Raw genomic sequence first — 11093 nt, 5'->3', positions numbered from 1 at the left:
CCTCTCAGTGCCCGGTTGGGTGCGGAGTTCCTCGGGACCTTCTGGCTGGTCCTGGGCGGGTGTGGCAGTGCGGTGTTGGCGGCGAAGGTCATCGACTCCACGGACAAGGTGCAGCTGGGGATCGGGTTCCTAGGGGTCGCCTTCGCGTTCGGTCTGACGGTGTTGACCGGGGTGTTCGCCTTCGGGCATGTCTCCGGTGGCCACTTCAACCCGGCGGTCACCTTCGGGCTGGCCGTGTCCGGCCGGTTCGCCTGGAAGGACGTCGTGCCGTACTGGGTGATCCAGGTGGTGGCGGCCTCGGTCGCCGGGCTGGTGCTGTTCGTCATCGCCTCCGGCAAGGACGGCTTCTCCGCCTCGGCGTCCGGGTTCGCGACCAACGGGTACGGCGACCGGTCGCCCAACGGGTACGGCCTGGCGGCCTGCCTGGTCTGCGAGGTCGTGATGACGGCGGTGTTCCTGTACGTCATCCTCGGCTCCACCGACGACCGCGGCCCCAAGAGCTTCGCCCCGATCGCCATCGGGTTCACCCTGACGATCATCCACCTGGTCTCCATCCCGGTGACCAACACCTCGGTCAACCCGGCCCGTTCCCTGGGGGTCGCCTGGTTCGCCGGGGGCGCGGCCCTGGGCCAGGTGTGGCTGTTCATCCTCGCCCCGCTCATCGGCGCGGCCATCGCCGGCGCCTCCTACGCCGCGATCACCGGCGCCCGCCGCGACCCCGTCGACGTCGGCGTCGCCAACAACCCCGCCTGACCCGAGACGATCGGCTCACATGGTTCCCGCGTCGCGCCGCAGGAATGCGGGGGGCACCGCGACGCGGGAACCATCGGCCGGCGTGGGTTGCAGTGCTGACCCCGCAACCGGCACGCCGTGAGGGTGTGGATGGCCCAGGCCCGGGCATACCGTCGTCGGCAGCCGGTCGGCGATCGCCACGGCACGGCCGATCGCGACGGACAGGAGACCACCGACGGTGAGCCAGGCCAGCACACCGAGGAGAACCCAGGTCAGCGGTCGGGTCGTCTCGACGACCATCGCGCGAGACGGCGCCATCGCCAGCTCGACCGACCACTGCACGGGGTACCCCTCCTGGCCCACCGGGAGGGCGGGCCGACGCACGGACCGTCCGTGCACCAGCCACGCTACGGAGCGAGCAGCTGCCGAGCCATGTCCTCATCGTCGGGAATCTGGTACTTATCGCGGATCTGTCGCCGGAACTCCGTCGCCGACATCCCGACCTCCCGCCGGAAGTACCGGCTGAAGTACGACGGGTCCTCGAACCCGAGCCGCGTGGAGGCCTGGCTGACGCTGAGGTCGGTGAGGGCGAGCAGCCGTTTGGCCGCGAGCGTCACCGCCTCCCGGACGAGGGCGCCCGGCGACTTCCCCGTCCCCCGCCGCGTGATGTCGGCCAGGTGGCTCTCGCTGACGCCGAGCCGGCGGGCGCACTCCGCGACCGAACGGCTCGGGGGTACCTCCTCGGCGAGCAGCTGCCGGAAGCGGGCGAGGAGCGGGTGCTCGGTGCGGACCGGTGGACCTCCCGCGACCTGTCGCAGGCGGTGGGCCTGGACGAGCAGGTAGGTGAGGAGCGCCCGCACGGCGGTCGGGTAGTGCTCCTGCGCGTCCCGCACCTCCTCCTCCATGTCGAGGAAGAGCCGGTGGACGAGAGCGTCCTGGGCCTCGGGCAGCCCGACGAGGTGGACGTCGCACAGGTCGTCGATGAGGCGGACGATCATCCGCGGATCGATGTTGCGCAGCTCGGGCAGGAGGAAGTCCGCGGAGAACATCACCCCCCAGCCCCGCAGGTCGCTCTCCGGGCGCCAGAAGTGCACCTCCCCCGGTGCCGTGACGCACAGTGCGGGTGGCACGATGACGAGGCTCTCGAAGTCGATGACGCACAGGCCGCTGCCCTCGCTGATGTACATCACCTCGAAGAGGGCGTGGCGATGCGGGTTGAGGGCCTCGGGGAAGATCTCCAGCTCGGCGAAGGTGCCGACCGCGAAGGTTCCCGAGTCGTCGCCGGACTGGAGCGGTATGCCGCGTGCTTCGTCCGGCGACATCGTGCGGTGCTCCTCGGCGTCGGTCGGCCCGATGGGGTCGGATGCGGTCGGCGCAGCGCGCCCGTCAGCGGACACCCTATGGGGACCCCACCGCGGATCGCCTCCTCAACGGCCTTTCATCGGGTGATGAATTGGTGCATGCTGGGTCGGTGGACTCGACCCCAGCCTCGCGCAGCGGCCCACCGACCTGGCTCGTCCGCGGGACGGCGCCCGTCGCCCGCCTCCTCGCGGGGCGACGCTGGTTCCCGATCTGGGCGATCGTCCACCACCGCGGTCGCCGAAGCGGCACGGCATACGAGGTCCCCGTGGCGATCGTCCCGGGATCGGGCTCAGGCACCTTCCTCATCGGCCTGCCGTGGGGTCCCTCGACGAACTGGGCGCGCAACGTCCTCGCCGCTGGCTCGGCGACGGTGACGTGGAAGGGCAAGGACTGGCTCGCGACGAACCCGCGCCTCATCGGCCCGGACGAGGCCGCCCCGCTCGCCCGGCCCGCCCTGCGGCGGCTCATCGGGAGCGGTCGGTTCCCCGTCTTCCTCCTCCTCGACCGCTGAGCCGCGCCCGGTGCGCTGTCGGGTCGGGTATGCCGCGAGCGATGAGTGCCGTCGTCATGGCGGCCGCGAGACCGACCCCTTTCAGAGCATCCCTCCGAGCAACCCTCGCCTCGCGTCGGCAACTGGTGACACCACAGCGATCTTCTGGTGGACCAGTACCTTGCGTCCATGGTGTTGAGGGTGTCGACGGAGGACGTGATCGCGTTCCGCCTCCATGCCCAGGGCCTCGCCGACCGCTCCCACGAGCACGAGCTGCTCGGTGCCGCCGGGAGCTGCGGCATCCAGAACAGCCCGCCGGGATCGGGACTGCTGGCGCTGCACGCCCGCGTACGAGGTGTCACCCGGCAACGGTTGGACGAAGCGGTCGCGACGGACAAGAGCCTGTTGCAGAGCTGGTGCATGCGGGGAGCGCCGTTCTACTTTCCGACCACCGACGCACCCGTCTTCACCACTGGGGTACTTCCCCCGGACGAGGCCGCGATGCGGCAGTTCGTCGTCGGCGTGGGGCCGGCGGTCGACCGGCTCGGCCTCGGCCTCACCGACGCCGTCGCGCTGACCGGCGCCGAGGTGACCGACGTCCTGAGTGGGCGTCGGCTCGCCGTCGACGAACTCGGGAAGAGGCTCGCCGAGCGGGTCGGCGGGAAGCTGTCCGACAGGCAACGTGACATCTGGGTGCAGGAAGGCCCGTACGCCGCCGGTCAGCCGCTCGGTGAGGCCGTCGTGCACTTCTGCCTCCGCATCCTCACCCTGCAAGGGGTGATCTGCTTCGCACCACGCGACGGGAACACGGCGCCCTTCGTCCTGGTCGATGAGTGGCTGGGCAGCCCGATCCCGGACACCGACCCGAGGACCGCCCGCGCCGAGCTGCTGCGCCGCTACCTGCACTGCTACGGACCTTCCAGCCGCGCGGGCTTCGCCGCATGGCTGGGAGTCCGCGCCGGCGACGCAGATCCCTGGTGGGGCCTGGTCGAAGACGAGATGACGCAGGTCGACTTCGCCGGTACGACGTGGGTGCTCACGGATGATCTGGATGCGCTGCAATCGCCGCCGCGGCCGAGGGGAGTCCGTCTGCTGCCGCCGCGTGATCCCTATACGCAGCTGCGTGACCGGGAGACGATCGTCGAAAGGACGCACCACACGGACCTGTGGAAGCCGGTCGGCGCCCCGGGGGCTGTCCTCGCGGACGGCAGGATCGTCGGCGTGTGGCGTCCACGCAAGAGGGGACGAAGCCTGACCATCACGATGACGACATTCGGCCCGCTGAAGGACCGGGACAAGAGGTCACTGCACGCCGAGGCCGAGCAGATCGCGCGCCTTCGCGGGGCATCCTCGGTGGACGTCGAGCTCGACACCTAGGAGAGCCCAGCGAGGGGGACGCATCTGGTGCACCCACAGCACGCCGAGGCGTTTGAGCTGCCGCCGGTCGGAGCTCTGCCAGTGGGCGTCGTCCTCCCACCCGCGAGGCGTGAAGTCCATCCTCACGAGCTGCAGTGCTCGCGTACCTCGGCCAGGTCGGCGTAGCGCACATTGCGAGGGTTCTCCCGCAACACCAAGACGGCATTCGCCACCCGGGTCCGAGCACGTAACTGCCAACGGTACTTGGCGAGGCTGATCGTCACGTACGGGGCCCACCTTCCCTCTGGCCATGCCGTCTGTGCGCTCCGACAATGATCGGGTGAGACTCAAAGCCCTCGTCCTCGGCATTCGGCACGACGTCAATCGCCTACTCGGCCGCGGACCGCGGCCTGACGCACAGGGGCGGATTCGGGTGTGGGACACCTCGATCCCGACCGGTGTTGCCAGCTACCGACCGGGCGAGAGACACACGAAGCACTGACTGGTCACGTCGGCGGGCTGCGGCCCGTTCGAGGATGCCGAGTCCGAGGATGGGGCCGACGACCCGTTGATCGGTACGTCGGCGGATCCAAGGAAGCGGCCTTGAACACGCCTCACCGACGAGGAAGTGGACGTATTGCGAACAGCCCGCGGGCAGGGCGTGAGCGTGAACGCGCTGGCGCGTCGTTTCGGAGTTCACCAGGGCACGGTGTGAGGCAGAAGACGCGGTGACACTTGATAGCGACGGCGCAGGTGTCGTGGGCGGTTCCTGCGCCTCATCGACGCCACCTCTTCCTGACCGGCAAGGGGCGGAGCCGAATCGGCACCCCGATAGTGGCGGTCGTTCCGTCCTCGGGCAGCGACTCAGGACGGAGTGTGCCAATGATGAACATGCCCGACAGCAACCGCGACGATCAGGGCATTCCGAAGATACGTCTCGGAGCAGCCCCGACGATCCGGGTTGCCGCGAAGGCACTCATCATCCGAGACGCTCACATCCTGATGACGGTCAACTCGGAGGAAATCAAGCGGTACTACCTGTGTCCCGGCGGCGGGCAAGAGCACGGCGAGGACGTGCGGACGGCTCTACGCCGAGAGTGCCACGAGGAGCTGGACTGCGACGTGACCGTGGGCGAGTTCGCCTTCATGCGCGACTACATCGGAGCCGATCACGAGTTCCCTGCCCATAGCTGGGCGCACGCGCTCGAAACCTACTTCTTCTGCGAACTCGCGCCCGGTGCGGAACCACGCCTTGTGGGCGAGGGCGACCCTTGGCAGACCGGCGTCGCCTGGCTCTCGCTGGCGACCCTCGCGAACGAACCCCTCTATCCCAAGGCTCTCGTGCACTGGCTTGCCGCACCGGAGGGCTCCCGACCCGGCTACCTCGGCAACGTCAACTGAACCGCCGAGGGCGTCGCGCTGCTCGTTACGGGCGAGGCTCCGGCGGTCTCGACGTGGCGCCGCCTGCGTGCTCGTCCGACATTTGGGCGGACGTAGCGGGATCGCTTTCGAGAGTTGCCGGGGCGCTCCTGTCACGTTTGTCCTGGGGCCAGCAGGCCCGGTCGACCAGGCACGTTCGGCGTACGTGGTGCCAACTGCGTGGGTGGCGGTGCCTGGCCGTCGGGGTGTAGCGGAGCAGCGGCGTGGCTGAGAGTTCGTCCGCCAGCGTGGGGCGTGTCGCGGTCGCGACCTGTGGATCGTCTCTGAGCCCGAGAACATCACTTGAGTGACATGCCGCATCCAGCTTTGTCACTGATCTGCCAGTAGAGTGACATTGTGGACTCAGGCATGTTCTCGAACCCGGCGATGGGTGAACTCGTCGTCGTGGCCGGGAGCGACCCGATGTTCGGTGACTGGGTGCACAAGGCTTTCGTCCCGAGCAGGCTGCCTGCCGCGCTGCCCACGTTGAATACTTCCACCTACCTTGCCGTTGCCAACGCCCGCGCGGCGCTTGCCGCGCTCGACAGCACGGCACGCCAGCTTCCCAACCCGACCCTGCTGCGCCTGCCCGCCCTCCGGCTCGAGGCACAGAGCACCTCCGAGCTCGAGGGGACGTACGCACCGCTGGCCGAGGTCCTCGCCGCTGACGAGGAGCACCCGTCGAGCGAGGAGATCGTCGAGATTCTCAACTACGTCACGATGGCGAACTATGGCTTCGCTCGCGTCATCGACGGTTGGCCGGTGAGCACGTCCCTGCTCGCCGAACTGCAGGGCATCCTCATGCGGGGCACCCCGAAGCAGGACCAGTTCGGTCGAGTCAGGGACACGCAGGTCGTCATCGGCCGGCGACCGGCGGCGCGTGTCGACGATATCCCGATCAAGGCTGCCCGCTTCGTCCCCCCTCCACCAGGTCCCCCACTGAACACCGGCCTCCAGGACCTGCTCGACTGGATGCGAACTGATCATGCCGCCCACCTCGATCCCGTGATGGTGGCAGGAATGGCGCACTACCAGTTTGAGACACTGCATCCGTTCACCGACGGCAACGGCCGCCTCGGTCGATTCCTCATCGTCCTACAGCTCCTACGAACAGGCGTCCTTAGCGAACCGACGCTGACGGTCTCTCCGTGGTTCGAAGCACGCCGCGGCGAGTACTATGACGCGCTGCTCGGCGTGAGCACGCGCGGCGACTGGGACCGGTACCTCACCTTCTTCGCCGCCGGTCTCCAGGCCGCCGCCACGAGCACGCGGACGGAGATGCTCGCACTCGTCGAGATCCAGCGCGAGCTCCACGAAGTCGTACGCGCCTCGGCGCTGCGCGCCGACACCGCGCACGCCGTGGTCGACTTCGCGGTCGCCAACCCCTCGTTCACCGTTCGACGCCTCCAACAGGCGCTCGACGTCGGCTACGGACGCGCCAACAAGCTCGCCGGTCAGCTCGTCGAACTCGGCGTACTCAAGGTCATCGACCCGAACGCCTACAACCGACGATTCTTCGCACCCCGCGTCATCGAGACCCTGACGCACCGCGACGACTGACCACGACTCGCTGGTCCCGACAACGAACCTGCCTCGTCACCAGACAGGTCTCGAACTTCCCAGCTTACGTGGATGCAATGGAACGCTGCGGGAACAGGCGACCACAGGTCGAGAGGCTGGTTTCCGCGTGGAATCAAGGCATCCGCGAGGACGCCGAGCCCGAGGGCAAGGCCGATGACCCGCTGATCGGCAAGTCGGCGGAACCAAGGAAACGACCTCGAACACGGCTAACCGACCAGGAAGTGGACGCTATGCGAACAGCCCTCGATGCTGGGCTCAGCGTCAAGGCCGTTGCACGGCAGTTCGGGGTCCATCGCGGCACGGTGTGGGCGAAGACCCGCATGGACTGACCCATATGTGTTCGTCGTCTCGATCTTGCGGTGATTCCGCGTGTACCGGATGATGGTGTGGACCCATACGAAGGATCACGGTCATCGCTGAGAACTACGCGTCAGGCCCACTTCGCACGGGCACGTTGCATGACCTTGCGGGCACCGCTGTGGTTCATTCTCCAGCGGGCGATGGCAAGGCTTACGTCGTAGGCATCGGCTGCCTGCTCGTCAGTGGCGTTGGCTCGGGCCAGTCGAAAGGCGCCGTCGCTGGGGATGAGCACTTCACCGGAGAGCCAGTCGGCCTCGGCTTCTTGGTCACCGCTGAGCCCACATTTCCTCTCATCGGACAGTGAGACCCCGAACTCGTGCTCAAGCACGACGTGAGCGAGTTCGTGACACATGGTGGTTCGCCTGCGAGTCAGTGGCTGGGCATCGTTCTCCAGGATCACGACGCCCGTTCCGTTCGGGATCAGCGCACCGGAGAGGGCACTGCCGTCCGCCTTCAGAAAGTGGTGCCGTGCCGGTCCATCAAGGTCACTGAGCTGGACGACGGCGATGCCGTACTCCGCTGCGAAGGCGTACGGGTCGAACGGAGAGTATGCGTCGAGACCGATTTCGGCTCGTAGTTCGAGCGCGAGGGTCTTCGCCTCGGTCTTGAATCCACGGCGCACGGGTCATCCCTGCGCCCGCGCATGCCCGACCGCCAGACCGATGACCTGCTCTAGATATTTGATGTCGGTCTCGCTGAGGTCCTTCCTGGCGCGCAGCAGTGGAGCGAGCTGCGCCATCAGGTCTGGTTCACGCGTGTCGGCGCCGTTGTCGCCACCATCCCGATCGAAGAATTGCTCCGCTGGGAGCTTGAGCCACGCGACGATCGTCGCGAACCCATCGGTGTCCGGCTTCAGACCGTTGCCCAACCTGGACAGCAGCGACGGGCTGACGCCGATTTCACCGGCGAGCGCCCTCCAGGACAGTCCCCGTTCCTGACGGGCAGCGTCCAGTGCTGAGTGCAGCGCGGCCGTGTCGATCGTGGTCTTGGCCATACCCCCAGTGTGTCACATCTGCAACGCCGTGTCGCCCTCGCCGCACCCTGTGTTAGAATTGAAACATGGAGTCGGATCTAGAACATGGAGGAGGTGAGCGGCATGGCGGGCAAGCGAGGGCGTAGCGCCGTCACGGGACGGTTCGTGAAGCAGTCCACAGTGAAGCGTCACCCGAAGACCACGACCAACGAGAGCGCCGGCAAGCGCAGCAAGAAGACGTAGGTCAGCGACACCCTGGTGTCTGCCTCGCGATGTCGGTGGTGCGGGGCAGGCTCATTTGAACCCAAGACAGTGACAAGAGGATCGGAGGGCCCGATGGCTCACCTCAAGCAGCAGTTCAAGGACGCGCTGAGCTCCATCGAGCCCGGCGATGACAAGGCCAACGCGCCAGAGGCGCACCAGCTGGTGCGTGATGCGCTCCAAGCAGACGCGAAGCTCACCGAGTATGGAGTGAGCCCCGTGCTCATCGGCTCATACAAGAGGAGCGTGTCGATCAGGCGGGTCAAGGACGTTGACGTGTTCGTGCGACTCCCCGATGTGCCGAGCGACGTCACCTCCAAGGACATCCTCGACCGGTTCTTCACCGTGTTGCACGCGGAGTTCGGCAGCGACGCCGACGGACACCGACGGACCAAGCGTCGGGATCGCAGTCTGCAGGTGTCGTTCCCGGAGTACGACCTATATGTCGATGCCGTGCCTGCCCGCCCGTACTGGGACGGCGAGACGTGGGAGATTCCGCAGAAGGGCGATGCGGACAAGTGGGTGCGCACCAACCCTGAGAAGCTCACGTCACTGTCGAGCGAGATGAACACGGCCCACGACGGCTATTACGTTCCGACAGTCAAGCTGCTCCGTCAGACCCGGCGCTCCCTACTTGGCGTCGGTAAGAAGCCGGGCGGGTTCTTCATCGAGGTGGCGACGTACCAAGCGTTCGTCTCCGGTCTGGTATCGGGCAGCGACCAGGCTGAGTACTACGTCTCGGCCCTCGAGGAAGTCAGCAAGATCATCGGGAACTACGTCAGCTACGGCATCGGGGTGAACGATCCCACGCTGACCGGGCACACGATCAGCATTCGCGCGACCGATGACGAACTGGACGCAGCCAGGACCCGTTTCGCTGACGCAGCGGAAGCTGCACGTGGCGCGCTCGACGAGGAGGACGAGGGCAAGGCAGCGCTGACGTTTCGAAAGCTTCTCGGCAAGAACGGTGACGACGAGACCGTGTTCCCGATGCCGGCTGGATTCAACGATGACGGGACGAAACGCGAGTCCGCAATCTCCGCCGGTGCGCGGGTGGTCCCGGCGGGCACGAGGACCTTCGGGTGACTGCTGCTGAGTACGACGAGTACGTCACCTACTCACGTCAGCACTTCGAGGAAGGCCTGATCCGCGCCGGCTTCTCCGAGGTCGACACTGGTTGGCAAGGACCGATCCTTCACTCTGACGGAACGACAGAGGTTCTGATCACCCTGCGTTCGCGTTACCCGTTCCAGCCGCCGCGGGTCGCGCCGGTCGACCCCGATGCGGCTTCCTGGTCCTGGCACCGGGAACTGGATGGTGCGCTGTGCCTGGTCGCGGAAGACGATCATGGGGGACTGTGGTGGACCGATGCCTCCTCGTTCCTCGAACACGTCACGGCCTGGTTCGAGCAAGCGGGCGCAGGCTGGCCCAACGACCGACCCGACCTTGACCTCGACCGATACTTCAGGCCGTCCGAGGATGAACGCCTGTATCTCTACGATGACCTTCCCCGATATCGCAACGGATTCGTGCGGTTCCGCCCAGCCAAGAACAACACGATGCGGATTGGCGGCGGCACCCGACCGACGAAGAACACCAAGCACATCAAGGACCGTTTCGGATACGTCGCAGATCTGGGCGGCGTGGACGTCCCACCGAGATCATGGGATGACGTCGCTGCTCGTATCGACCCCGGCGTGGACTTGGACCGCAGGATTCGCAATCACTCGGTCGAGATCGTGGTGCTCATCTATTTGCGTGGCTCCCACGACGGCGCGATCGTGCTGGAGGTCTGGCCCACTGTTGGTGGGGGCACCGCGGTCAGACGCCTGCGGTCGGGTGCCGACACGGATGCTGCCAAGTCGGCCCGCGCAGGTCTGCTGGCACCCGAACTCCGCGAGTGTCGGGTTGCGATCGTCGGCGTCGGAGCGCTCGGCTCGTTCATCGCAGACATGCTTGTGCGGTCGGGCATCCGTCACCTGACCCTCGTGGACGGCGATGTCGTCATGCCGGGGAACCTCGTCCGTCACCTCGTCGGCCCTGAAGCGATCGGGCTGTCGAAGGTCAAGGCTGTCAAGCAACACTTGATCGCACGCGAGGCGATTGCGGCCGACCGGATAGACGTGATCGACGAAGCGCTGACCTCCGGTGACCAGGCTATTGGCCTCGTAGGGAGCCACGATCTCGTGGTCGATGCCACCGCCGACTTCGCCACCACCGCGCTGCTCCATGTCAGTGCTCGGTCATTGTCGAAGCAGATCGTCTCGGCAGTGATACAGAACGACGGCGCGCGCTACCGCATCGACTTGCTGCCATCACTCGACGGGTCCGATCCTCTACCGCCCTCGACCTCCGAGACAGACCTGCCAAGACGGGAAGTGTTCGAAGCCGGGTGCGGCAGTCCGATCTCCCCAACACCCCCGTACGTCGTGGTCGAAGCTGCCGCAGCATCGGTGCGGCACGTGATCGGTCTGCTCGTCGGGCTCCCCCTCCACCCGGCCGGAGAAGTGCGGAATCTTCCCATCGGCACGATAAGGACTCGCGAGTGACTCGGCCACC

14 protein-coding genes are annotated in these 11093 nt (G+C 66.8%); 9 read left to right on the top strand and 5 right to left on the bottom strand.

All coding sequences use genetic code 11. The annotated features are described in order from the left end of the window. A partial coding sequence (aqpZ, locus tag BN12_RS02665) for an aquaporin Z (protein WP_235432278.1) occupies positions 1 to 753 on the top strand: 753 nt, incomplete at its 5' end. Between the two features lie 15 nt (positions 754 to 768). On the opposite strand, the gene BN12_RS02660 is transcribed toward aqpZ, so the two are convergent. Continuing rightward, the gene (locus BN12_RS02660; RefSeq protein ID WP_157635315.1) at positions 769 to 1116 is read right to left on the bottom strand and encodes a hypothetical protein; all 348 of its coding nucleotides are present in this window, start codon (positions 1114 to 1116) and stop codon (positions 769 to 771) included. A 23-nt stretch (positions 1117 to 1139) separates the two neighbouring features. Then, positions 1140 to 2054 (bottom strand): helix-turn-helix domain-containing protein, encoded by a 915-nt coding sequence (locus BN12_RS02655; RefSeq protein ID WP_157635314.1) that lies wholly within the window; start codon positions 2052 to 2054, stop codon positions 1140 to 1142. Between the two features lie 149 nt (positions 2055 to 2203). Here BN12_RS02655 and BN12_RS02650 point away from each other — a divergent pair, with 149 nt between their 5' ends. Both BN12_RS02650 and BN12_RS02645 read left to right on the top strand, forming a co-directional pair. Next, entirely contained in the window at positions 2204 to 2605 is a 402-nt protein-coding gene (locus BN12_RS02650) for a nitroreductase family deazaflavin-dependent oxidoreductase (protein WP_235432277.1), read from the top strand. A 168-nt stretch (positions 2606 to 2773) separates the two neighbouring features. Further along, on the top strand, positions 2774 to 3961 hold the full coding sequence (locus tag BN12_RS02645) for a winged helix DNA-binding domain-containing protein (RefSeq protein WP_048549904.1): 1188 nt from the start codon (positions 2774 to 2776) through the stop codon (positions 3959 to 3961). Between the two features lie 122 nt (positions 3962 to 4083). Here the strand turns inward: BN12_RS02645 and BN12_RS24265 are convergent, their stop codons facing one another. Continuing rightward, the gene (locus BN12_RS24265) at positions 4084 to 4224 is read right to left on the bottom strand and encodes a hypothetical protein (protein ID WP_157635313.1); all 141 of its coding nucleotides are present in this window, start codon (positions 4222 to 4224) and stop codon (positions 4084 to 4086) included. A 598-nt stretch (positions 4225 to 4822) separates the two neighbouring features. Here BN12_RS24265 and BN12_RS02640 point away from each other — a divergent pair. The 3 genes from BN12_RS02640 (at position 4823) to BN12_RS24260 (ending at position 7269) form a co-directional block, all read left to right on the top strand. Continuing rightward, entirely contained in the window at positions 4823 to 5341 is a 519-nt protein-coding gene (locus tag BN12_RS02640) for an NUDIX domain-containing protein (protein ID WP_048549903.1), read from the top strand. A 375-nt stretch (positions 5342 to 5716) separates the two neighbouring features. After that, entirely contained in the window at positions 5717 to 6919 is a 1203-nt protein-coding gene (locus tag BN12_RS02635) for a Fic family protein (RefSeq protein WP_235432276.1), read from the top strand. Between the two features lie 68 nt (positions 6920 to 6987). After that, positions 6988 to 7269 (top strand): hypothetical protein, encoded by a 282-nt coding sequence (locus BN12_RS24260; protein WP_157635312.1) that lies wholly within the window; start codon positions 6988 to 6990, stop codon positions 7267 to 7269. Positions 7270 to 7370: 101 nt separating this feature from the next. On the opposite strand, the gene BN12_RS02630 is transcribed toward BN12_RS24260, so the two are convergent. Both BN12_RS02630 and BN12_RS02625 read right to left on the bottom strand, forming a co-directional pair. After that, positions 7371 to 7922, bottom strand: a complete 552-nt coding sequence (locus BN12_RS02630; protein WP_048549902.1) for an ImmA/IrrE family metallo-endopeptidase — start codon at positions 7920 to 7922, stop codon at positions 7371 to 7373. 3 nt (positions 7923 to 7925) lie between these two features. Beyond that, on the bottom strand, positions 7926 to 8294 hold the full coding sequence (locus tag BN12_RS02625) for a helix-turn-helix domain-containing protein (RefSeq protein WP_048549901.1): 369 nt from the start codon (positions 8292 to 8294) through the stop codon (positions 7926 to 7928). An 84-nt stretch (positions 8295 to 8378) separates the two neighbouring features. Between BN12_RS02625 and BN12_RS24945 the strand changes: the two genes are divergently transcribed. From BN12_RS24945 to BN12_RS02615, 3 genes are all read left to right on the top strand, one after another. Continuing rightward, positions 8379 to 8516, top strand: coding sequence for a hypothetical protein (locus BN12_RS24945; RefSeq protein ID WP_162232996.1), 138 nt, complete (start codon positions 8379 to 8381; stop codon positions 8514 to 8516). Positions 8517 to 8609: 93 nt separating this feature from the next. Then, positions 8610 to 9620: a nucleotidyltransferase domain-containing protein gene (locus BN12_RS02620; RefSeq protein ID WP_048549900.1), complete on the top strand. Its 1011-nt coding sequence runs from the start codon at positions 8610 to 8612 to the stop codon at positions 9618 to 9620. After that, the gene (locus tag BN12_RS02615; RefSeq protein ID WP_048549899.1) at positions 9617 to 11083 is read left to right on the top strand and encodes a ThiF family adenylyltransferase; all 1467 of its coding nucleotides are present in this window, start codon (positions 9617 to 9619) and stop codon (positions 11081 to 11083) included. Before BN12_RS02620 ends, BN12_RS02615 begins: the two co-directional genes overlap by 4 nt. The last annotated feature ends 10 nt before the right edge of the window (positions 11084 to 11093 follow it).

Source organism: Nostocoides japonicum T1-X7 (assembly GCF_001046855.1).
In the GTDB taxonomy this organism is placed as follows: Bacteria; Actinomycetota; Actinomycetes; order Actinomycetales; family Dermatophilaceae; genus Nostocoides; species Nostocoides japonicum.
Note: the sequence above shows the minus strand (reverse complement) of the source record. Positions and strands in the feature narration are given on the sequence as shown.

Coding starts and splice junctions, on each gene's coding strand:
- BN12_RS02655 (WP_157635314.1), bottom strand. CDS start 2,054: ATGTCGCCGGACGAAGCACGCGGCATACCGCTCCAGTCCGGCGACGAC.
- BN12_RS02645 (WP_048549904.1), top strand. CDS start 2,774: ATGGTGTTGAGGGTGTCGACGGAGGACGTGATCGCGTTCCGCCTCCAT.
- BN12_RS02640 (WP_048549903.1), top strand. CDS start 4,823: ATGATGAACATGCCCGACAGCAACCGCGACGATCAGGGCATTCCGAAG.
- BN12_RS02625 (WP_048549901.1), bottom strand. CDS start 8,294: ATGGCCAAGACCACGATCGACACGGCCGCGCTGCACTCAGCACTGGAC.
- BN12_RS24945 (WP_162232996.1), top strand. CDS start 8,379: ATGGAGGAGGTGAGCGGCATGGCGGGCAAGCGAGGGCGTAGCGCCGTC.
- BN12_RS02620 (WP_048549900.1), top strand. CDS start 8,610: ATGGCTCACCTCAAGCAGCAGTTCAAGGACGCGCTGAGCTCCATCGAG.